The following is a 21,621-nucleotide window of genomic DNA, read 5'->3' on the forward strand; positions in this document are numbered from 1 at the left end:
GCGAATATGGCCAGAAATATTGAAATCAAAGCGCGAATCGACAGCATCCAATCATTATGGCCGCTGGTGGTCAATATTGCCGATGAAGGGCCCATCGAAATCATCCAAGACGATACCTTTTTTCCTTGCGCTAATGGCAGACTGAAACTTCGTGCCTTCTCCGATCATGATGGACAGCTGATTTTCTATCAGCGTCCCGACAGCGCAGGTCCAAAGCAGTCTTTTTATGTGATTTCGCCCACCGCATCGCCGGATACGCTCCGGCAAAGCTTGACGCTTGCTTATGGTGAAAGCGGTAGGGTGCGAAAACACCGCACATTGTTCATGGTCGGCAGAACCCGAATGCATTTGGATAAAGTCGAAGGGCTGGGTGATTTTCTGGAATTGGAAGTGGTGCTTGCCGAAGACGAAGCTAACGAAGCCGGCTTGTCCATTGCTCATGAATTACTGGAAAAACTGGGCATCAGCCATCAATGGCTGATAGAGGAAGCGTATGTGGATCTATTGGCAAGATTGCCTGGCAAGGTAATCCACCAGCCTGACAATCAGTAAATCAGTACACGCTTGAAATGAATAGCAAGAATCAGAGAGGAATTTCCATGGACGTCTCGCAATTACCCTTCAATCGGCTTATCGGACTGGAGCTCGCCCATCCGGATAGCGGCTTTTTAGTTTGCTTGCCCGATAAACTGCAATACACCAATCATCTCGGCACCGTTCATGGCAGTGCCTTATTAGCGGTTGCCGAGGCGGGTTCCGGTATATTCCTTTCGCAACACTTTGCTAACGAAACCGGAGTGATTCCGGTCGTGAGAAAGCTCGAAGCCAAGTTTCGTAAACCAGCGTCTGGTCAGGTATCCGCCCGATGCGAAGTAGCCTCTGACGAACTTGTCCGCTGGTCGACCGAGTTCGCGTCTCGCGGGCGGGTATCGGCGCCTATTCCGGTAGAGGTTGTCGATGGAGCCGGCGTTGTAGTCCTGTCTGCAATAGTCGAGTGGTTTATTGTCCGCGATACCCCTAATTTACCTTAGGCCTTTTATGCAAGCAATCGACCGATCATCCGCCGAGCACTACCATTGGGGCGATGCCTGCGACGGCTGGCATCTTGTAAAACGAACCGACATGTCGGTTATCTCCGAACGCGTGCCGCGGGGCGCATGCGAAGTACGTCACTATCATGTAAGCGCTCGCCAGTTTTTCTACATTTTGCGAGGGGATGCCATCATGGAAATAAACGGCAAACGCATCCAGCTATCCGAAGGGCAAGGCATTGAGGTGGCTCCCGGTACGCCACACCAATTCAGGAATGAATCGAGTGCTGACGTCCAGTTCCTGGTGATCTCTCATCCGGCTACACTGAGTGACCGTGTAGAGGTTTAACATGATGCTCAAATGTAACGCCAGCGCCTTAGTTCCAGGTTATATTGCAAGTTAAGTAATGGAAATTACATTAATCAGGCACGGTAAGCCCACGTTCGAGCTAAAAGGCAAGGCCAAGGCGCGGGACGTTGGCCAGATTATCAGCCGTTATGATTTATCCGGTATAGCGGACGAACCGCCGGAAAACGCAAAGCAGCTCGCATCGGCATGCCATGTCGCCGTTTGTAGCGATTTTACTCGTTCTTTGGAATCGGCCAAGGCACTGGGATTTGGCGATATTTTGCTGAGCGACTCAGTGTTTCGGGAAATTGCTATTCCTCATTTCAAAAAGGGTTCGTTGACGATGTCGGTTGGTGCCTGTGGTGTGCTACTGCGATGTCTGTCTGCCGTTGGTTTCTCGCGAAACGGTGAGTCGTTGTTAATGGCAAAAAAGAGGGCGCAAGTTGCGGCGTCGACATTAATAGACGTGGCGCATGAGCATAAAAATGTCTTGCTGGTGGGCCATGGTTTCGTTAATTACTTCATAGCCCAGGAGTTGTTAGCCAGAAACTGGGTTGGTCCCTCAAAGCCGGGCGGCGGCTATTGGGAATATGGGGTATATCACTATCGTGCAACATGACATTCAAAGGGACAACGCCTCACTTTTATGCAGAATCCAAAAAACATGCTTGCATCCATTACCGGCAACACCAAAATACTCGGCGTAATAGCCGACCCCGTCAGCCAGGCTAGAACGCCGGTCATGGCAAACACATTACTGGATGAACGGGGACTCTTGGGGGCCTTTGCAATGCTTCCCATGCAAGTCTCGGCAGAAGGCTTTCCCGCATTTATTGCGGGCCTGCGCGCTATGAAAAACTTCGGAGGCGCAGTCGTCTCCATGCCTCATAAAATCTTTACCGCCAGTTTAGTCGATGAACTTACCCCAGAGGCACGCCTGGTCGGCGCCGTGAATGTGGTTCGCCGAAACCGAGACGGCCGCCTCATCGGCACCATGCTGGACGGCGAGGGTTTTATTGCCGGACTAGCCGGCGCCGGATACAGTGTGAAAGGTGCACGCGTCCTTCTTGTCGGGGCCGGAGGTGCGGCATCGGCTATTGCTTTTGCCCTTGCAAAAAACGGCTGCGCTTCACTCAGCATACAGAATCGAGCACCGGAAAGAGCCAGAGGTCTGTTGGAGCGAGTTACCCATGTTTATCCTCAAGTCGAGGGCACAACAGAAATTCATGCAACATCGCACTACGATATCGCGATCAACGGCACTTCTCTCGGCATGAAACCAAATGATGATCTGCCGATTAGCAAATCGCTGATCGCGCGCTGCGATCTGATAGCCGAGTGTGTGATCGCGCCGGAAATGACGCCGCTACTCCAGGAAGCGTCCGATCAGGGGAAGGTCGTCCACACTGGCGTTCCTATGTTGGCTGCACAAATGAATCTCATGTTGGCGTTCATGGGAGCCGAGTAATATGCAATATGCCAAGATAGCTTGTCGATACAGAGCAACTCCTAAACTGCAGTTGCAGTGATAGCCGGATAATAAGCGAGCTGCGCGCCGGAAATTACAAGTTTCGCACCATACCCTGTCAATACTGACAGTTGTTGCAAGACATCATCCGGGTTGTAATTAACCCAAAACAATCCGTTTCTATGCAGAAATTGCTGGAGTTCAAATGCTAGGTGAAACAACAGGCACCGTTCGTGTTTTATTGCGGCTGGAGGGATTTTGCGTTCTGGTTGCCGCCTGCCTCGCTTATGCAAAATTCGATCTGGACTGGAGCACGTTCGCAATCTACTTCCTGGTCCCCGATATTTCTTTGCTGGGTTATTTCACCGGAGCCAAAGTGGGCGCCATTAGCTATAACACTGCGCACTCATACCTCGGTGCCGTTGCCAGCCTGGTAATCGGTTTTGTGGTGCCGTCCCCGGCACTTCAATGTGCAGGTTTAATCTGGTGTGCCCATATTGGTTTTGATCGGGCTCTGGGTTACGGCCTCAAATACCCGGAGGGATTCGGCTTTACCCATCTTGGCCGCATCGGGCGAATTCCTGTCAAACATTCAGAAGTGCAATAACCAGATTAGAAACCCAGAACATTTAGGAAGATTGAATTGGCTTTTACACTCGACAAGGTCGTACCTTGGGGACGTTCATACACCGAATATGTCAGCATGTTTAGCCTGACCGAGGCCGATCTTGGCAGTCGTATTTTGGGTTGCGGTGACGGGCCTGCCGGATTCAACGCTGAACTGACCAAACGCGGCGGTGCAGTGGTTTCTGTTGATCCTGTCTATATCTTTGATGTCGAGCAGATTAAAAGCCGCATAGCGGAGACCTATGAAACTGTCATGGCTCAAATGCGTTACAACCAAACCGACTACGTATGGGATGTCATTCCATCAATAGAAGCGCTCGGAGAAATCCGAATGTCGGCCATGGACACTTTCCTCTCCGATTTCGAGTTGGGCAAGCAACAAGGCCGATATGTAGCTGGAGAGTTACCTTCGCTGCCTTTCGAAAACGGAAAATTCGATATTGCCTTGTCGTCGCATTTTCTGTTTTTGTACAGCGCACACTTGTCGGCAGAATTTCATCTTCAAGCGTTACAGGAAATGTTACGCGTCGCTAGGGAGGTGCGGGTATTTCCGCTGCTTGCGCTGGATGGATCGGTATCGCCTTATCTTTCTCTTGTCAGCGAAGAATTTGCCAGCCGAGGTTTTGATGTGCAGATCGTTAAGGTTGATTACGAATTTCAACGCGGCGGTAATCAAATGCTGGTCATCAAGCCTAAATAACGAACTTGGATTAAAGCAACTGTCGCTCTGAGTACGCGAATGAAACTGGAATTTATACAAGCAACGCCAGACCACGCAGAAATTATAGGCTCGCTGGTCGTCCAGCTTACACAGGAAATCTGTGCGCGCACTCATGCCCAGCATTTCGATATTGATTTGGCAGGTACGGTTCAGTGCTGTGAAGCCTTGTTATCCGCAGGTCACTACGCGGCTATCATCGGCTGGTCGGATGATATCCCAGTGGCTGTTTCGACCATCACCGAAACCTATGCGTTATATGCCGGCGGCAAAATCGGCGTCATTCAAGAGTTTTACGTCATTCCTGAGTTTCGCTGTTCGGGTGTCGGTACACTGTTGATTGAGCAGGTTAGAATTTATGGGCAACAGCGGGCTTGGTCGTGCATCGAGTTATGTACGCCGCCGCTTCCGGAATTTGAGCGGACATTAAGTTTTTATCAGCATAATGGTCTTATTCCGGTTGGCGGTCGGAAAATGAGACAGAATTTAGCTACAAATGGCTAAGCAATCGTGTGCTTTGCGTTAGCTGCCATGGAGGAAGGTTGATGAAATACAGTAGTTGGTTTGTCGTGATTCTCCTGCTGTTGCCGATTTCCGCGTTGGCTTTTTTCAGACCAGTTTGGGTGCTGATTCCAGAAGCATTCGGCGTCTATTGCAACAAACAAAACCTATGCGTAGAGGATTTATCTCGGCTTGCTGCGGCGGAATCTCTACTCAACGACTCGAAAAGTTATCTTGCCACGCAATGGGGCTTGTCTATCGGCGAGCCGAAAATCATCTTTTGTAGCACGGAGCAATGCCGGTCCGCGTTCGGCCTATCGAACAAGGCTGGATTCACCTTGGGCAGTTTCGCTATCGCCATCGCGCCGCGCGGTTGGCAGCAATACTACGTGGCGCATGAACTCATTCATCATTGGCAGGCTGATAATTTCGGCAGCCTGGTGCTGCTAACCGGAGAGCAGTGGCTGATCGAAGGCATGGCCTACGCCCTGAGTAACGATCCGCGGATAGAACTGCAGCAGCCGTTTGAATCCTATCGTCAGCGGTTCAATGACTGGTACAGGCTTAATGCCGGTATTCCGCTCAAAGAATCGCTGGGTGGAGTGCTCTAAAAATGGCGTCTATTAGACTTATGTTTCATCCAAAAAATTGGCTTGGTACGATAAGTTTTAGGCAGTCATTTAGCCCGGTTGCTCAGCACCTCAATCCATATCACTACCCACTATCATAATGAAATATAAAGGAATTATTTTTGATTTCAATGGCGTTTTGCTTTGGGACGCACCGTTTCACGTTCAGGCCTGGCAAGCGACAGCGCTACGACTAAGAGGCTCACCATTAAGCGACAACGAATTTTCAATCCATGTGCATGGCCGTACCAATAGTCACATTTTGTGCTATCTCAGCGACCGAACTCCTCAAGGGCAAGAGCTGCTTGAGCTGATCCAAATCAAAGAGTCTATGTACCGAGATTTATGCTTAAAAAATCCAGAAATGTTTGTCTTGTCTCCCGGTGCCGAGGCACTGCTCGACTTCGTTTCTAGCAAAGATATACCGCGCACCATCGCGACAGCCTCCGAAAAAACCAATCTGGATTTTTTCACCCAGCACCTCGGTCTGGATAAGTGGTTCGATCTGCAACGGATTGTCTACGATGACGGCGCTCTTCCCGGTAAGCCCGCGCCGGATATGTATGCCAAGGCGGCGGGCAATATTGGTTTACTACCGCACGAATGCGTAGTTGTCGAAGATGCCATTTCCGGTTTCCAATCCGCCCATGCCGCCAACATCGGCCATATCGTCGGTATTGGTCCGCTTGAGACGCATAACAGGCTTCTCGGCTGCCAGGGCGTCTCGACCGTGATCGAGAGTTTTGAGCAATTTCCGCGCGAGTTGTTGGTCAATGCATGACTTGATAACTGAGAACGGTTCAGTGCAAATACAGACCAAAAGACAGGAGCCGACCAGCTATGGCGTATCAATTAGGCAACGCGGTAGATGAACAATATTTGTGTCATCTTCGATTTGGACGGCACGCTGGTTGACAGCGAGGGACTGTGCAATCAAGCCTTTCTCGATCTGCTTCCGCAATTGCATGATCCACTGGTGACATTGACCGAGCGCTATCGCGGCCAAAAACTAAGCTCGATTCTGATTGACCTTGAAAACCGTCTTGGCCTAAATCTGCAAAATTCGTTTGAACAGCACTATCGCCAGCGTGTTGCGGAACTCTTCGCGCGTGAGTTGAAACCCATGCCAGGCGTTTTGGAAATGCTCGCAACCCTGAATTCGCCGAAATGCATTGCCTCCAGCGGACCACTTCCGAAAATCCGTCAGGCCTTGAAAGTCAGTGGTCTTGCCGCTTATTTTGGTGACAATCTATTCAGTTCGTATGAGATCGGTTCATGGAAACCCGATCCGGGTTTATTCCAATATGCCGCCCATGCGATGGGCTTTGTGCCTAGTCAGTGCGCGGTGATTGAAGATAGTGAAGTGGGGATTGAGGCTGCCATAGCAGCAGGCATGACGCCGCTTTACTATGTACAAACCGGCGTGACCACTTCGTATCAGGCCGCGGGCAATGTTGTATTTGATGATATGTCGCAGCTGCCGCAACTGCTCAAGCAATTTGCTAATATGACCCAATCCAACCGTTAGCTATTCAATCCACCGAGACAGATATGGGCAAGCGCTTCAACGAACTATCCGCCAAACCAATCCATGTCGTCACCCGAATGACTAACATAATAGCGACAAAGGCAGTATCTAGGTAAATCATCATGAGTAATTTAACAGGCAGTTGCCTATGCGGTGCCGTCCAATACGAAATAGCGAACCCGCTACGGTTTGCCCACAATTGCCACTGCACTATGTGCCGAAAAGCGAAAGGCGCGGCATTTGCCACTTGGGCATACGTAGAATATCGAGATTTTCGATGGATTCATGGGAGTGAGCTACTGGGAGAATATCGCTCATCCCCTGATGTCCGGCGAACATTTTGCAAGGTGTGCGGCTCTACCTTGCAGTACATTGCAGATCAGGCGTTTCCAGATGCTTTCGGGTTAGCATTGGGTACGGTAAATGGTGACCCAGGCTGTAAACCGATGCGCCATGTCATGGTCGGCTCAAAAGCGCCGTGGTTCGTAATCGCCGATCATCTGCCTCAGTCAGTGGAAGCCGCACCTAGTGAATAGTGCTAGCTTTAAATCATATTCAACTGCTAATCATGGGATATTGAATGAACCTATCCAAACGCCTTGTCTTGACCGTTATCGTGCTGATTTCTTGCGTCGGCTGCGACCAGGCCAGTAAATCAGTTGCCCAATCGTTATTGTCCGAAACCGACGTTTGGTCGTTTTGGGGCGACACGGTTCGCTTGCAATTGGCCCATAACCATGGTGCATTTTTGGGTCTGGGCTCGTCGTTTCCGGAAGTTTTGCGCGACGGCTTATTCTCGCTTGGCGTAGCCGGAATGTTAGTCGTTTTGCTGGGTTACATCCTGTTTTCAAAAGCGGCCTCACCGTCCTCGATCCTGGCATATGCGCTGTTGTTGGCGGGTGGCTTGGGCAATCTGATCGATAGATTGATATACGGCGGCTACGTGGTGGATTTTATCAACATGGGCATTGGGCCAATCAGCACCGGCGTGTTCAACCTAGCCGATGTGGTCGTGGTTGTTGGCGCCTTGATGTTGCTTACTGGCATGCCCCGCGCTAACAAACGGTTGTCTGAGCGATGAATCCATTCAGCGAATATCCCCAATACGACGCTTTGGGCTTGGCGCAGCTGGTGCAATCCGGCGAAGTTTCGGCAGGGGAATTGCTGAAGACCGCTCAGGCGCGATTGGCTGAGTTCAATCCGTTACTGAATGCCGTCGTCACGCCGATGGACGATCTGGCGGAATCGCTGGTGAAAAACCTAGGCAACCGCGGACCGTTTACCGGCGTGCCGTTTCTGGTCAAGGACCTGATGCTGCGTTTCGCAGGTGTCCCGATGTCGAACGGCAGCGTGGCGATGAAGGATTATCGTCCCGCCGCCGATAGCGAGATGGCCGCCCGGCTCAATGCCGCCGGTTTCATTACCTTCGGCAAGACCAACACCTCCGAGCTAGGCGCATCGGCGTTGACCAACAACGCCGTGTTCGGTAGCACCTCCAACCCTTGGGATTTACGCCTTAACTCCGGAGGCTCCAGCGGTGGTAGTGCCGCTGCCGTGGCCGCACGCATCGTGACTATGGCCTATGCCAGCGACGGCGGCGGTTCAATCCGATTGCCGGCGTCCTACTGCGGCATCTTCGGCTTCAAACCGTCCCGAGGCTTGAACCGCTTCGAGGATTTATCGAAGGCTTGGGGTGGGGCGGTGGTCAGCCATGTCTGCACGATTAGCGTGCGGGACAGCGCCGCCTATCTGGATTGGGTGGCCGGCAACACCGATCAGGCTTACTCTGCGACCAATCCGCCGCCCCAGTCTTATCTATATGCCACCACGCAGCCACCGAAACGGCTGAAAATTGCACTGATCAACCGGGCGCCTGTCGAGACGCCGATACACCGCGACTGTCTCTCTGCCGCAGCCAAAGCCGCCAAACACTGCGAGGTGCTCGGCCACGTTGTGGAGGAAACGGTCTGGAATTTCGACGGCCGCGAATTGATGCGCGCCTTTCTGACCGTGATTTTTTACTATACCGCTCGGGATGTCGCCAACATGGCGCAGTGGCTGGAGCTGACCGAGCCTCAGCTGGCCATCGAGTTGAATACCCGGCTGATGGCGGGCATCGGCAAAGGCGTGAGCGACGACCAGGTGCAGCAGGCGCTGGCTGTCTGGCAGCGGATTGCCGGACGGTTGGCGGATTTTCATCGCCGCTACGACGTGATCCTGACGCCGACGGTCGCCACGCCACCGTTGGCGTCCGATGCGCTCGATCCCAATGTTTTGGAACAATGGCTGATGCGCGGATTGCTGGCGACCGGATTGGCCGACAAGCTATTCTGCAACAGCTTGCTGGATGCGATCATCACCAAAGCCGTGCAGCAAACGCCGTTCACCCCGATTGCCAACATCACCGGCCAACCGGCCATGTCGATGCCGCTGTATTGGAGCGACGACGGCTTGCCGCATGGCACGCAGTTCATGGCGGCGGAAGGTAACGACCGGCTGTTGTTTCAACTGGCCGCCCAGCTCGAACAAACCGAACCTTGGAAACACAGGATGCCGCCGTTATGCCATCAGTAAAATTTAGCCAATTCGGCGCCGCCGACGGCCAGCCGGTGATCTATTTCCATGGCACGCCGGGTTCGCCTGACGAATGCGAAATTTTTGACCTTCATGGCAAACAACATCATCTGACCATCATTTGTTATGACCGCTCGACCATAGCCCCTCGGTTGCAAGGCGACGCTTATTACCAATGCATAGCCGATGAGATTGCCAACAAGGTTGGCGCTAATCCCGTCGATTTTATCGGCTTTTCGATCGGCGCTTTCATTGCCTTGCAAGTCTGCCGCGCGATGAACGGCCAGGTACGCAGCCTGCATTTGATTTCTGCCGCTGCGCCGCTGGATGCCGGCAACTTCATCGACGCGGCGGCGGGAAAAGCCGTTTTCCGGCTGGCTCAAAATCATCCGTCGGCATTTCTGTGGCTGGCTCGTGTACAAGGATGGCTGGCGAGTAGGTTTCCCGGCCTGTTGTTGCGAATGTTATTTTCCAGCGCGGCCGGCGAAGACAAGGTTTTAGCAGAGGACAAGACGTTTCGGACCACCATGACCAAAATGCTCAAAACCTGTTTCAAGCGCGATTCGCTAGGCTATGCTCGCGACATCATCGCCTACGTGCAGCCCTGGAAAGCAACGCTGGCCGATATCAGCGTTGATACTCATATTTGGCACGGAGCGGAAGACAACTGGTCGCCGGTTGCCATGGCGGATTATTTGGCATCGGCGCTGCCTGGCTGTTCGAAAATCACGGTACTGGACGGACTTTCCCATTATTCCTGTTTGTATCGAACCGCGCCAACGATATGTATGTCGATCAAAACGTTAAGTTAAACAAGGAATTTACCCGCCCATGACCAAATCAATCGCACTGCTCGGCGAATACACGCCGACATTTCCGCCCCATCTGTCGACCAACGCCGCCATCGAACATGCCAAGGCGGCTTCCGGTTTGGATATTGGCGCCGACTGGATTTCGACCGCCGATATCGATCATACGTTGTTCGAACGTTATGCCGGCATCTGGATTGCGCCCGGCAGTCCGTACAAAGACATGGACAAGACATTGTCGGCGATTCGCCACGCCCGAGAAAACAATATCCCATGCTTTGGCACCTGCGGCGGTTTTCAGCATATGATTATCGAATATGCCCGCAACGTGTTGGGATTTAAAGACGCACAACATGCCGAGTACGATCCGTACGCCTCGACGCTTTTCATTTCGCAACTCGCATGCTCGCTGGCCGGGAGGGCACTGCCGCTGACTTTGGAAGCGGATTCGCGCGTTGCCGAAATCTACGGTGCCTTGACGGCAACCGAACAGTATTACTGCAACTTCGGCATCAACCCGGACTATGTCGATACCCTGAAACAAGGCCCCATGCGAATTACCGGCGCCGATGACGAAGGCGAGATTCGGGTGATCGAGTGGCCTGGACATCCATTTTTCATCGGTACGCTGTTCGTACCGCAAGCCCGATCCACGCCGGAACGACCGCATCTTTTGGTTTCGGCTTTTTTAAAGGCGGTGGCAAACCTATGAATAGTTATCTGATTTTGGATCTAACGATCCATGATTTTGATCGATTCCGAGAATACATCTCGAAAATACCGGCATTCATAGAAAAGCATTCCGGAAGGTATGTGGTCCGGGGCGAACAGCCTACCGTTATAGAGGGTGATTGGACGCCTGAAAGGGTTGTTGTCATCGAGTTTCCATCAAGAAAACAAGCTAACGGCTTTCTTCAAGATCCCGAAGCGCAACCACTTTTTTCATTACGCCATCAAACGACTACCAGCAAACTCGTTTTAGTGGATGGATGTTTGTAACGCAATCGTAAAGTCCAACATATCAATGGTTAGATCATCAAAATGGCACAAATCAAAATATACGGCATCAAAGACCATCTCAACCCCATCAAACGGCCATTGTCCGATGTGATTCATGAGTGTGTGGTGGAAGCGCTGCAGTTTCCGCAGGATAAGAGAGCGCATCGATTCTTTTCGATGGAAAAGGAGGATCTTTTCGCACCGAGCGGCAGGAGCGACGCCTACACGATCATCGAAATCAGCATGATCACCGGCCGGGAGACCGCCACCAAGAAAAAACTCATCCGTTTGCTGTTCGACCGCATTCAGGAACAGATCGGCATTGCCCACCAGGACATCGAAATTTGCATATATGAAAGTCCTGCCTGCAATTGGGGATTCCGCGGCATGCACGGCGACGAAGTGACCTTGAATTACCAAATCAATGTCTAGTGCCAGCAACACTTAAGCGGCCAGTATCCAGCAAGAACACATGTATATACCTAAGCATTTCGAAGAACCCAGAATCGATGTCATGCAGACATTGATACGCGATTATCCGCTAGCGACATTGGTCGCCTCATCCGCCAGTGGTTTGAACGCAAACCACATTCCGTTGCATTGGGTAGAGGAGGGCGGTTCACCTTACGGCAGCTTGCGCGGCCATATCGCCCGCTCGAATCCGCTGTGGACGGACTCCGACCCGCAAACCGAAGTATTAGCGGTGTTCCAAGCAGAAAATGCCTATATCTCGCCGTCCTGGTATGCAACCAAGCATCAGGCGGGCAAGGTGGTGCCCACCTGGAATTACGTCGTCGTGCATGCTTACGGCACGCTACGGCTAATAGACGATCCGATTTGGATTCGCCAGCAATTGGAGTCTATGACGCAGGAATTCGAAGCCGGTTTACCCGAGCCTTGGTCTGTAGCGGACGCGCCTGCCGATTTTACCGAACGCTTGATCACACAGATTATTGGTATCGAAATCAGCGTGTCACGGCTGCAAGGCAAGTGGAAAGTCAGCCAAAACCAGCCACCGGAAAATCAAAATAGCGTGATCGAAGCGTTGCGAGAATCCGGTCAGTCGGCCATGGCGAGTTTGGTCGCCGATGCAGCCAAGCCTTGAGTCCGACCATTGAGAGAAGTCGTCATGAAGCCATTTGCAGTTCGCCAAGCTACGCTGTCCGACCTGGAAGCACTCATTCCGTTATTCGACAGTTACCGCCGGTTTTACGGTAAACCCAGCGATCCGAATGCGGCGAAATCATTTTTGCGGGATCGATTCGAACACGGCGAATCGGTACTGTTCCTGGCCGAGCAGGACAATAGAACCACCGGCTTTGTCCAGCTATACCCCAGCTTTTCGTCCGTCTCGCTGGCTCGAACCTTCATTCTCAACGATCTATTCGTCGATGCCGGATTTCGTAGGCAAGGCATTGCCGGTCGGCTTATAGCTGCGGCAGTCGAATATGCGGCCAGCTTGGGCGCTGTTCGCCTGACCTTGTCAACGGCAGTAATCAACACCGAGGCGCAAGGGCTTTATCGAACAACAGGCTGGACGCGCGACGAACAGTTTTATGTCTACCATTTGCCGATCCCGGCCATTGAACTTTTAAGCGAATAAATCATGAATGCTTTGTATGATTGGTTCGGTATGAACCAAGAAATTTTTTACGCCGTTAATGGCTGGCATGGACCTTTGATTGATGCGTTGATGTTGACTGGTACAGCGGTTGGTGACTTCAGAAATATGCCTTGGATACTTGGTGTAATACTCCTTGCGATCGCCTTTCAGCAACTATTTCCGTTTAATGCGGAGCGGCTCCCATCGCTGCCAGGCTTGAAACAGCTGCTAATGCGTTTAATGCTCGGTTATATGGTGACTGCGGGAACTGTGGCACTGTTGAAGATCGGATTCGACATGCCTAGACCTAGTGCCGTGCTGCCCTCAGGACGTGTTACCGTTTTGGCTCTGCCGGAATCAAGACACAGTTTCCCCAGTGGTCATTCTGCGTTTGCGATGCTGATCATGACGATGTTTTGGCCGTCATTAACAATTCGCGATCGGTTGTTGTTAGCCGTTATGACGCTATGGGTAGGCCTATCGCGAATCAATGTGGGAGCCCACTTTCCGGCTGATGTGTTGGCGGGTTATGTCTGTGGGATAGTCGGCGGCTTGCTTGCCAATAAGGCCGTTATGAGTCGGCTAAAATGAAAATACTGTAGATGTGTAATGCTTAGGAGAACGGGTATATGAAGCATCACATCATCACGGTAATGATTTTAGCGGTAGCCGTGGTGTGTTATCTGGCCGGCTATTCCGGTTTTGGTAACACCGCCTTTATCGTTGGCGCAGGCTTCGAGACTTGGTTTTGGATTCGGCTCTTGATCAAACGTCCGTCCGCTTAAAGCAGATTAGTGTTCGACGCTGATTGGCAGCCGGGTACGTGGCGCGCGGCAGATCGTTCACCGGTGGGCACAAGCTGAAGCGCCTCTTACTAATTGCCAAAACAGAGCCCCGATGCACCATTCAAACGAAATGTTAAGCCAGGAACTGGTGGCGATGGCAAAAAACGACCTTTCAGTACGGGAGGCGTTGGTCGCCGATGGCTCTCTAGGCCACGCTCTCTATCACCCGCATATGGAAGCCGTACATATCAGCAATGCCGCTCGCCTGACGGCCATCATGGACCAATATGGTTGGCCCGGAAACAGTCTGGTGGGCGAGGAGGGAGCTTGGGCGGCCTGGTTGATCGCGCAACATGCTATCGGCAATCCCCCATTCATGCGGCATTGCCTATCTTTGCTGAAGCAAGCCGCTGCCAACAACGACGTGATGCCTTGGCAAGTTGCGTTTCTGGAAGACCGCATTCGCATGTATGAGGGAAAACCTCAATGTTACGGGACTCAATTCCAGCCGAATAACAACGGAGAACTCGAACCTTATCCAATCGAAAATCCGGAAACTGTTAACGATCGACGGCTTGCGGTCGGCTTGAACACCATCGAGGAAAGAACCGCCGAATTAACGGCGCAAAGCACGCGCGAGAATATTCCGACACCACCCGATCTAGACGAGCAATATCAAAAATGGCTTTATTCCGTAGGTTGGAGGATCGCAAGTTGAAACCCTGCAACCGTTCGGATTTTTGTTCGCTTTGCTCGCATAATCCAACCTTCCGATGGCTGACATGACATTCGTATTATCGCGGCGTTTGCGATACTTGCTGTTCGGCTTGGCAATCGCATGTCTTGCCGCGCTGGTGGGAGCCGTCTACCAAGCCGAAAGAACCGAGGCCGACCTAGCCGCATTCCCGCCGCCGGGGCGCATGATTTCAATGCATGGCGTGAACCTCCATCTTTACTGTATGGGTTCGGGTTCTCCGACGTTGGTTCTCGAAGCAGGTCTTGGCGAAAACGTGTTGAGTTGGCATCCGGTTCACGCCAAGCTTGCAGAACACATGCGCGTTTGCGCCTATGATCGCCCCGGACTGGGCTGGAGCGATCCCGTAGACACAGCCATTCAGCCGGAAGAGGTGGCCAAAAACCTGCATACGCTACTGAACAATGCCGGTATTGCGCCGCCGTTTGTGTTGGTCGGCCATTCGCGCGGCGGAATCTACGTGCGCGCTTTTTATCACCAGTTTCCCGAAGAGACGCAGGGCATGGTCCTGGTCGATTCGACGCATGAGCAAAGCCCCATGCATCAGCAGCCCTATGCTGCGTGGGATTATCGGAAACAAGCCCTGCAGATTGCAGTGGCCAAGCCGTTATCGTGGCTTGGTATCGTAAGATTGTTGGGGCTTGCCGATGCCGACCTCAGGCCTTCTTCGCTACCGGCGGCAATCCTGGCTGCGAAAACGGCGGTAAAACTTGACCGCAATGAACCCGAGCGCCAAGCCGGGGATGAACTGATCGACCAACATGCCGGTCAGCATGCTGACCATGAAGGGTACGATCTCGTCTGCACTCCACAGCAAAATGTGGATCGGATCGTCGATCGATTGGGGGATGGCAACAGGTTCCATAATGACCTCCGGTTGGGATGGCCATTATTCTGAAGGGATATTTGAAGAGAGCTTGTGCAGCTGATGACGAATTAGACGTCAGCTGCGGAAAGTCCATTTTTTGATCGATAAAGCTATCGATATTCTTTGATCGTATCCACAATGACTGATTAATCGCTCGGATGAGACAACGGATAAACCTGTTCTCGGTCTGGTGTCCGTCCCAGGTTTGCAAAAAATCCGACCATCTCATCAGGAACCGGCGGATATAGGGATTGGGGATTGTCTGAGCGCGACTGAGCAAAACCCTAGCCAATACAGAGCATGCAAGGTGTAGCCGTCAGGCCAGTTATCGCGGAAACGCCGGTAAAACTTGACTGCGATGAATCCAAGCGCCAGGCATGGAATGAACTGATCGATCAATATGCCGGCGAGCATGCTGACTATGAAGGGCGCGATCTCGTCCGCGCTCCACAGCAAAATGTGGAGCGGATCGCCGATCGATCGAGGGAGGGCAACGGGTTCCATAATGACCTCCTTGGGATGATCATTATTGTGAAGGGGATTTTAGGTGCAAATCGGCGTGTAAAACTATTCTTCAAATAGGGCGCAAGGTCAAAAATTCACGCGCATTTTTTCCAAAAGCTGATTAACTTCAGGGTTTGCTACCGATGCTGGTTGAAAAAAAACTTGCACTGTGCGAAGTATTTCAGGATCGGACAAATAACGAAAATTAAGATTGTCCGTTGTTTTGGGAATGGTGAATTCTGGCATCAATGCTATACCAATGCCGGCCCGCACCATTGTCAATATCCCCCCTGCGTCAGAATAGTTGTCGCCTCAAATTTTCAGACTGTATGAAATTTGAGATTTAAACATGAAGTATTCAAAAACCCGTTATTCTGATGAATTCAAAGAACAAGCCTTGGCCAAAGTCTATAGCCGAGGCAATCGCAGCATACAAGCCATCGCTGATGAATTGAATCTCAGCGTGCACACCTTAAAAACCTGGATGAGCCACACAGCACTCAACGATAAGAACCGGGCAAAAAGCCCAGCAAAACGCCCTCAAGATTGGGCGCCGGAACAGCGCTTGCAGGCACTTCAGGAAACCCACACATTGTCGGGCGAGGCCTTGAATGCCTGGTGTCGCGAACGTGGGTTATTTGCCCATCAATTGCAGCAATGGAAGACCGATTTCTGCACAGCCGGTAGCAGCGATAACGACCGCAAAGACAGCCAGACGCTACGCAGCCTAAAAGCCGAAAACCAACGCCTGGAACGCGAGTTGGCTCGCAAGGAAAAAGCCCTGGCCGAAGCCGCCGCTTTGTTGATCCTGCAAAAAAAGGTCCGGGCGCTGTTGGGGGGCGAGGTCGAATGACGTCTCTTCAGCAGCGCCAAAACCTGATCGAATCCGTTGCCGAGGCGATGGCCGCCGGTGCCCGCCAAGACCAAGCCTGTGCTGTACTGGGTCTGAGCCCGCGCACCTTGCAGCGCTGGCAAGCCGGTGACGATGAACCGGTGAAAGCCGATCGTCGACCGCAACGCCAATACACGCCGCCGCATGCGCTCACCGAGGCCGAGCGCGCCCACATCCTGAGTGTGGCCAATTCCGATGAATTTGCGGATTGTCCGCCCAGCCAGATCGTGCCTCGCCTGGCCGATCAAGGCATTTATCTGGCGTCCGAATCGACGATCTATCGCATTCTGAAAGCCGCCCAGCAGCTGAAACACCGCCGTAGCGAACGCCCCCGTCAGCCGCGCAGCAAACCCCGCGCGCTGACTGCTACCGCGCCGAACCAGATTTATAGTTGGGATATTACCTATCTGCCGACGGCGATCAAAGGCCAGTTTTACTATCTCTACTTGTTCCTCGACATCTTTAGCCGTCAAATTGTGGGTTGGCAGGTATTTGAGGAAGAAAGCAGCCAATGGGCCAGCGAACTGATGCAGGATATTGTTCAACGCGAAGGCCTGCGGCCTGGGCAGATCATCCTGCATTCCGACAACGGCAGTCCTATGAAGGGGGCTACCATGCTCGCGACCTTGCAGCGGCTCGGCGTCGTCCCTTCGTTTAGCCGCCCGGCCGTGAGCAACGACAACCCTTATTCGGAATCGCTGTTCAAAACCTTGAAATATCGCCCGCAATACCCGTTGAAACCGTTTGCCGACCTGACGGTTGCCCGGCAATGGGTGGCCGATCTGGTGCAGTGGTACAACCACGAACACCGCCATAGCGCCATTGGATTTGTGACCCCGGCGCAACGCCATGCCGGCTTGGACTTAGCCCTATTGGCGAAACGCACCGCGCTCTATGAAAACGCCCGCCGCCAAAATCCGCAGCGCTGGAGTAAAAATACTCGTAACTGGAACAGAATCCATACCGTTCATCTCAATCCCGATCATGCCGAAGCCCAAAACAACTCGAACCAGGAGCCCTCTAACCAAAACAAAATAACCGCATAAGTTTTTACATTGAGGCGACAACTAGCTTGAAATTTTCCGTATCCACTCCTCGCTATTACTCCTGTATGCAGCATAAAGATCGATTTGTCTATCGTGACAGACATTACGTAGTTCTTCGCGTAATTCGCAATTGAGACGATCAAGGTAGGGTTCTTGTTGAATTGTCACCAAATCGATTTGCTCAAATTGATTGAAACGGTGCTTATCGTTGAAGACTACCACATAGCGTTCTTCATAAAGCCTTAATGAATGATAATGCCCAGCCGGTGGCGAAGTTGGTGCGCTGATTACCACGTCCAGAGTACCATCATCGAGTAATTTCAATAAATTGCTTTCGCAATCCACAATCAATTCCAGTTCTACATGTGGCTGCTCCTGCTGAAAGTCTGTAAATAAAGGACTCAAATATTGTGCTGCAATGGTGTTCATTACGCCGATACGCAACGGCACCGTGTTTAAACGATTAAAGCGGATGGCATCGGCTTTGACACTTTGAGTCTCACGAAATATTTGCCGCAGGGTTGGCTCGACAAAACGTCCAAGGGGGGTAAGCCGGCAACCGCTGCGATCTCGAGTAAACAATTCGCCTCCTAGCTCATCTTCCAATTTCTTTATTGCTTGCGTCAGGGAAGGCTGTGCCACATAGGTCGATTGCGCTGCCCGGGTAAATGAGCTCTTATCGCAGACTGCCAGAAAGTAACGTATTTGTTGTATTTCCATACACGCCTCTATTGGATAGGAAAAAACTATTATTTCATGGAAAATCGAATTTTGCTAATACAAGCCTGAACAATATTGCGCGCTCCCTCATAGAGATGAGCCTGAAGGCGTGAAAGTTGATATCAGGAAGTGCGATTGTAGTTTTAGATGCTCAAATACTTTGAAAAGTAGCAGGTCATGTCGCTTAATGTTAATTGGGTCTTTTTGCGCCATCTCTTTTTCTATAGATTATACCTATTGATTGATAGGAAATCGGTATTTAACAAACTTGTGGAGTTAGAGTAAATTTTAGCCAACTGTTGCATTTCGACTCCTTATTAGAAGCGTTAACTATGTCTGATAGAAGCGATTGTTAATCAGTAAAATAATTTTGTGAGGCTAAAAATGAGCAAAGAAACGAAATGGGCCATCTGTAGCACCTGCGATATCAATTGCGGACTTCTTGTCACCGTTGAAGATGGGAAGGTGAAATCAATAAAAAAAAATCCAGATCATCCACTTACGCCGAATTCAATCTGCGTAAAGGGGGCAAATGCAAATAAATACATCACTCACCCCGATCGATTAACGCATGCTCTGAGGAGAGTCGGTGAGCGCGGATCTGGCCAATGGGAACAAATTGGCACAAAGCAAGCTTTAGATGAGATTGCCGATAAGATGAAGCAATTGATAGCAGAAGACGGTCCGGAAACAGTTGGTAGCACTTATGGATGGAGCTCTAACGCCGGCGCAGCATCACGAAGATTTATGAATCTCCTGGGGAGTCCGAACTGGACTTGGACAGGATTCATCTGCTTGGCCAATTCCACAGTGCCCAGTAAAGCGACTTACGGCTTTTGGCAGTTTCCAGACTTTCATAATACCAAATGCATCGTACTTTTAGGTCATGCACCGGGACCTCAAAGATGGACGGCTGAATATTTATGGATTAAAGATGCCTTGGATAGAGGCGCAAAATTAATCGTCACAGATCCTCGCCGTAATAGCTACAGTGATCAAGCGGACATTTTTTTACAGATTAAGCCGGCTACGGATAGCGCCTATTTACTGGCCTGGATCAATGTGATCATCAAAGAACAGCTCTATGACAAAGAATTTGTAGAAAAGTGGACCATAGGTTTTGAACAACTTGCTGAAAGAGTGAAGGATTATACACCGGAATGGGCATCAGAAATCACTGGAGCGCCAGCAGATAAGATTCGTGATTCTGCCCGCATGTATGCTACCACTGGTCCGGCTGTGATCCCCTGGGGAGCCGTGCCCGATCACCATGCCAACAGCACTCAGACTTTACGAGCCTTAACCATCTTGAGATCTATCACTGGTAATCTTGATGTTCCAGGAGGGGAGTTGTTGATGGGATACCATCCAGAAATTTCGTCGGATGATGAATTTGAACTCAATGAGAGACTATCGCCTGAACAACGCAAAAAACAGCTCGGTATGAATCGTTTTAAGCTCTTGAGTTGGGAAACACTTGAAAAAACCGGCCCAGCAATGGAAAAGGTTTGGGGGAAGAAATACTCAAATCAGGTATCTGGCGGCGCGATGGCGCATCCTGCAAGCATGTGGGAAGCAATGAAAACGGGCAAACCCTATCGCTTGAGAGCTCTTATATCGCAATGCAACAACACCTTAAACAGTTATCCCAATACCACTCATATATACGAAGGATTGATGAATTTGGATCTATTAGTGGTCATGGATCTTATAAAGTCACCAACAGCTCAAATCGCCGATTATATTCTGCCGGCTACTCATTGGCTTGAAAGGCCGAACCTGTTTAATTACTGGGATTGGATTCCAGTATATCAGGGCGGACAACAATCGGTTCAAGCTCCGGAAGAATGTTTGCACGATTGGATGTTGTGGCGTGAGCTTGGTGTTCGTTTGGGACAGGAGAAAGATTGGCCAGCTAGTATGGAAGATGCCTACGATGAACGGTTAAAGCCAGCGGGTTTAACATGGGAAAAATTATCAACCCAAGATCGGGCTTCTGCACCTGAAATAACTTTCAAGAAGTACGAGCAAACCGGCTTTGGGACACCTAGTGGAAAAGTCGAGCTTTATTCAAGTATTTTTGAAGAGCTAGGCTACGATCCGTTGCCCAGTTGGATTGAACCACCGGAAAGTCATGTAAGGAAACCGGAGCTAGCGAAGACGCATCCGTTGACCTTTTTCACCGGTATGCGCGAAAACTATTGGTTTCACAGTTTTGGGCTCGGTCGATCCACAAAGGAACTGCGTAGCCGTGAACCTGACCCGCGAATGCAAATTCACCCAGATACGGCATACGATTTAGATCTATCAGACGGAGACTGGGCATGGGTGGAATCAACTAGCGGAAAGAGAATAAAACTCAGATCGTGGCTAAGTAACGATACACCCCCTAATGTAGTCAGAGTACCTCACGGTTGGTGGTACCCGGAAACAACTGGCAGCGAAGAGCCAGGGGCCGCGCTATCCAGCCTTTGGAAATCGGCAGATGCCGTCATCCTTCATGATTCTGACGAATACTGTGATAAAGAACAAGGCAACTTCCAACTCAGAGGATTGGCGTGCAAGGTATATAAAGTAGAGGATGGAACAGAAGGAACAAGCTATTCAGCATAAGACTACTATTGCATGCAAGGAACAATTAAGCTCAAAAACAGCTAAGATAAAATAGGTTGAGGCTATCATTTTTATTTTTATGACAGCCTCATTTTTATTATTAATTTCTTGCATTTAAACTCGCCGATAAAGCATATATTAACTGAAATTATGATGTGTTTCTAAGCGATAATATGTTTTGATTTTACTGATGATGAGTTGAGTAAATAAACTGATAACAACGGATGCGAGCGCTGCGAAACCTTGGAAACGATGCGCTAGCGAGTGAAGGTTGAGTAGTCCCTGGAAGCCGTAGCGCCGGGCGGTTTTTCGAGTAGAAAAACTGCAAGGCATCGCGAAACGGCGTCGAGTCATGCGAGAGCCAAGGCTTTGATCCCCTTGTTGGGTCAAAGCCGAGGTGACGCGGACGGCCAGGGCCGCCGCAGGCAAACACGTGGCGGTGTAGGCGCGATTGCTAGCCAGGGATGGCTAGCAATCTTTCCCGCCGGAAGCCGAAGCTTAAGAAAAAGGGATATTAAAGTTGCATGAAAAATGTGAATAATCAGGTTTCAGATGAAGATAAATTATGCCGCTAATATTTTGAGGGCTTTACGTAAAAATTAT

28 protein-coding genes and 1 pseudogene are annotated in these 21,621 nt (G+C 50.9%); 26 read left to right on the forward strand and 3 right to left on the reverse strand.

What is annotated here, in order from left to right; translation table 11 throughout:
• Positions 1 to 6: 6 nt before the first annotated feature.
• The 24 genes from NM686_RS05960 to NM686_RS21870 all read left to right on the forward strand — a co-directional run bounded on the left by NM686_RS05960 (position 7) and on the right by NM686_RS21870 (position 15,273).
• Entirely contained in the window at positions 7 to 552 is a 546-nt protein-coding gene (locus NM686_RS05960) for a class IV adenylate cyclase (protein ID WP_255186969.1), read from the forward strand.
• 47 nt (positions 553 to 599) lie between these two features.
• Positions 600 to 1,031 carry a PaaI family thioesterase gene (locus NM686_RS05965; protein ID WP_255186970.1) on the forward strand — a complete coding sequence of 144 codons (432 nt, stop codon included), beginning with the start codon at positions 600 to 602 and terminating at the stop codon, positions 1,029 to 1,031.
• Between the two features lie 7 nt (positions 1,032 to 1,038).
• Positions 1,039 to 1,380 (forward strand): cupin domain-containing protein, encoded by a 342-nt coding sequence (locus NM686_RS05970; RefSeq protein ID WP_255186971.1) that lies wholly within the window; start codon positions 1,039 to 1,041, stop codon positions 1,378 to 1,380.
• A gap of 58 nt (positions 1,381 to 1,438) precedes the next feature.
• Entirely contained in the window at positions 1,439 to 1,999 is a 561-nt protein-coding gene (locus tag NM686_RS05975) for a histidine phosphatase family protein (RefSeq protein WP_255186972.1), read from the forward strand.
• 45 nt (positions 2,000 to 2,044) lie between these two features.
• Positions 2,045 to 2,848: a shikimate dehydrogenase family protein gene (locus NM686_RS05980; RefSeq protein WP_255186973.1), complete on the forward strand. Its 804-nt coding sequence runs from the start codon at positions 2,045 to 2,047 to the stop codon at positions 2,846 to 2,848.
• A 205-nt stretch (positions 2,849 to 3,053) separates the two neighbouring features.
• On the forward strand, positions 3,054 to 3,455 hold the full coding sequence (locus NM686_RS05985) for a DUF4260 domain-containing protein (protein WP_255186974.1): 402 nt from the start codon (positions 3,054 to 3,056) through the stop codon (positions 3,453 to 3,455).
• A gap of 36 nt (positions 3,456 to 3,491) precedes the next feature.
• Positions 3,492 to 4,175 (forward strand): class I SAM-dependent methyltransferase, encoded by a 684-nt coding sequence (locus tag NM686_RS05990; protein ID WP_255186975.1) that lies wholly within the window; start codon positions 3,492 to 3,494, stop codon positions 4,173 to 4,175.
• Between the two features lie 39 nt (positions 4,176 to 4,214).
• Positions 4,215 to 4,697: a GNAT family N-acetyltransferase gene (locus tag NM686_RS05995; protein WP_255186976.1), complete on the forward strand. Its 483-nt coding sequence runs from the start codon at positions 4,215 to 4,217 to the stop codon at positions 4,695 to 4,697.
• 41 nt (positions 4,698 to 4,738) lie between these two features.
• A complete protein-coding gene (locus tag NM686_RS06000) occupies positions 4,739 to 5,305 on the forward strand; it encodes a hypothetical protein (protein WP_255186977.1) in 567 nt (188 codons plus the stop codon).
• Positions 5,306 to 5,423: 118 nt separating this feature from the next.
• Entirely contained in the window at positions 5,424 to 6,104 is a 681-nt protein-coding gene (locus tag NM686_RS06005) for an HAD family hydrolase (protein ID WP_255186978.1), read from the forward strand.
• A gap of 87 nt (positions 6,105 to 6,191) precedes the next feature.
• Positions 6,192 to 6,851: an HAD-IA family hydrolase gene (locus NM686_RS06010; protein WP_255186979.1), complete on the forward strand. Its 660-nt coding sequence runs from the start codon at positions 6,192 to 6,194 to the stop codon at positions 6,849 to 6,851.
• Positions 6,852 to 6,973: 122 nt separating this feature from the next.
• Positions 6,974 to 7,387 carry a GFA family protein gene (locus tag NM686_RS06015; protein WP_269022538.1) on the forward strand — a complete coding sequence of 138 codons (414 nt, stop codon included), beginning with the start codon at positions 6,974 to 6,976 and terminating at the stop codon, positions 7,385 to 7,387.
• A gap of 44 nt (positions 7,388 to 7,431) precedes the next feature.
• Positions 7,432 to 7,932 (forward strand): signal peptidase II, encoded by a 501-nt coding sequence (lspA, locus tag NM686_RS06020; protein WP_255186980.1) that lies wholly within the window; start codon positions 7,432 to 7,434, stop codon positions 7,930 to 7,932.
• Positions 7,929 to 9,425, forward strand: coding sequence for an amidase (locus NM686_RS06025; protein ID WP_255186981.1), 1,497 nt, complete (start codon positions 7,929 to 7,931; stop codon positions 9,423 to 9,425). The genes lspA and NM686_RS06025 overlap by 4 nt, the downstream gene beginning before the upstream one ends.
• Positions 9,413 to 10,237, forward strand: coding sequence for an alpha/beta fold hydrolase (locus tag NM686_RS06030; protein WP_255186982.1), 825 nt, complete (start codon positions 9,413 to 9,415; stop codon positions 10,235 to 10,237). The genes NM686_RS06025 and NM686_RS06030 overlap by 13 nt, the downstream gene beginning before the upstream one ends.
• 19 nt (positions 10,238 to 10,256) lie before the next feature.
• The gene (locus NM686_RS06035) at positions 10,257 to 10,946 is read left to right on the forward strand and encodes a CTP synthase C-terminal region-related (seleno)protein (RefSeq protein ID WP_255186983.1); all 690 of its coding nucleotides are present in this window, start codon (positions 10,257 to 10,259) and stop codon (positions 10,944 to 10,946) included.
• Positions 10,943 to 11,233, forward strand: coding sequence for a DUF1330 domain-containing protein (locus tag NM686_RS06040; RefSeq protein ID WP_255186984.1), 291 nt, complete (start codon positions 10,943 to 10,945; stop codon positions 11,231 to 11,233). Before NM686_RS06035 ends, NM686_RS06040 begins: the two co-directional genes overlap by 4 nt.
• Positions 11,234 to 11,275: 42 nt before the next feature.
• Entirely contained in the window at positions 11,276 to 11,665 is a 390-nt protein-coding gene (locus NM686_RS06045) for a tautomerase family protein (RefSeq protein WP_255186985.1), read from the forward strand.
• A gap of 40 nt (positions 11,666 to 11,705) precedes the next feature.
• Positions 11,706 to 12,338: an FMN-binding negative transcriptional regulator gene (locus tag NM686_RS06050; protein ID WP_255186986.1), complete on the forward strand. Its 633-nt coding sequence runs from the start codon at positions 11,706 to 11,708 to the stop codon at positions 12,336 to 12,338.
• A gap of 24 nt (positions 12,339 to 12,362) precedes the next feature.
• The gene (locus NM686_RS06055) at positions 12,363 to 12,836 is read left to right on the forward strand and encodes a GNAT family N-acetyltransferase (RefSeq protein ID WP_033158691.1); all 474 of its coding nucleotides are present in this window, start codon (positions 12,363 to 12,365) and stop codon (positions 12,834 to 12,836) included.
• 3 nt (positions 12,837 to 12,839) lie between these two features.
• The gene (locus NM686_RS06060) at positions 12,840 to 13,427 is read left to right on the forward strand and encodes a phosphatase PAP2 family protein (RefSeq protein ID WP_255186987.1); all 588 of its coding nucleotides are present in this window, start codon (positions 12,840 to 12,842) and stop codon (positions 13,425 to 13,427) included.
• Between the two features lie 38 nt (positions 13,428 to 13,465).
• Positions 13,466 to 13,621: a hypothetical protein gene (locus NM686_RS06065; RefSeq protein ID WP_255186988.1), complete on the forward strand. Its 156-nt coding sequence runs from the start codon at positions 13,466 to 13,468 to the stop codon at positions 13,619 to 13,621.
• A gap of 112 nt (positions 13,622 to 13,733) precedes the next feature.
• Entirely contained in the window at positions 13,734 to 14,339 is a 606-nt protein-coding gene (locus NM686_RS06070; protein ID WP_255186989.1) for a DUF6624 domain-containing protein, read from the forward strand.
• A 64-nt stretch (positions 14,340 to 14,403) separates the two neighbouring features.
• Positions 14,404 to 15,273: an alpha/beta fold hydrolase gene (locus tag NM686_RS21870; protein WP_255186990.1), complete on the forward strand. Its 870-nt coding sequence runs from the start codon at positions 14,404 to 14,406 to the stop codon at positions 15,271 to 15,273.
• A gap of 198 nt (positions 15,274 to 15,471) precedes the next feature.
• Here NM686_RS21870 and traL read toward each other — a convergent pair whose 3' ends face one another.
• Positions 15,472 to 15,747: a type IV conjugative transfer system protein TraL gene (gene traL / locus NM686_RS06085; RefSeq protein WP_269022547.1), complete on the reverse strand. Its 276-nt coding sequence runs from the start codon at positions 15,745 to 15,747 to the stop codon at positions 15,472 to 15,474.
• An 87-nt stretch (positions 15,748 to 15,834) separates the two neighbouring features.
• Positions 15,835 to 16,032, reverse strand: coding sequence for a type 2 periplasmic-binding domain-containing protein (locus NM686_RS06090; protein WP_329959183.1), 198 nt, complete (start codon positions 16,030 to 16,032; stop codon positions 15,835 to 15,837).
• 64 nt (positions 16,033 to 16,096) lie between these two features.
• Between NM686_RS06090 and NM686_RS06095 the strand changes: the two genes are divergently transcribed.
• A protein-coding gene (locus NM686_RS06095) for an IS3 family transposase (protein ID WP_407942372.1) occupies positions 16,097 to 17,685 on the forward strand; the annotation gives its coding sequence in 2 pieces (ribosomal slippage) (positions 16,097 to 16,568 and positions 16,568 to 17,685; 1,590 coding nt in all).
• Positions 17,686 to 17,724: 39 nt separating this feature from the next.
• Here NM686_RS06095 and NM686_RS06100 read toward each other — a convergent pair.
• Positions 17,725 to 18,405: pseudogene (locus NM686_RS06100) on the reverse strand (LysR family transcriptional regulator); the annotation flags it as partial.
• Positions 18,406 to 18,789: 384 nt separating this feature from the next.
• On the opposite strand from NM686_RS06100, the gene NM686_RS06105 reads away from it, so the two are divergent.
• A complete protein-coding gene (locus NM686_RS06105; RefSeq protein ID WP_255186993.1) occupies positions 18,790 to 21,018 on the forward strand; it encodes a molybdopterin-containing oxidoreductase family protein in 2,229 nt (742 codons plus the stop codon).
• The last annotated feature ends 603 nt before the right edge of the window (positions 21,019 to 21,621 follow it).

Source organism: Methylomonas rapida (assembly GCF_024360925.2).
Taxonomy (GTDB): Bacteria; Pseudomonadota; Gammaproteobacteria; order Methylococcales; family Methylomonadaceae; genus Methylomonas; species Methylomonas rapida.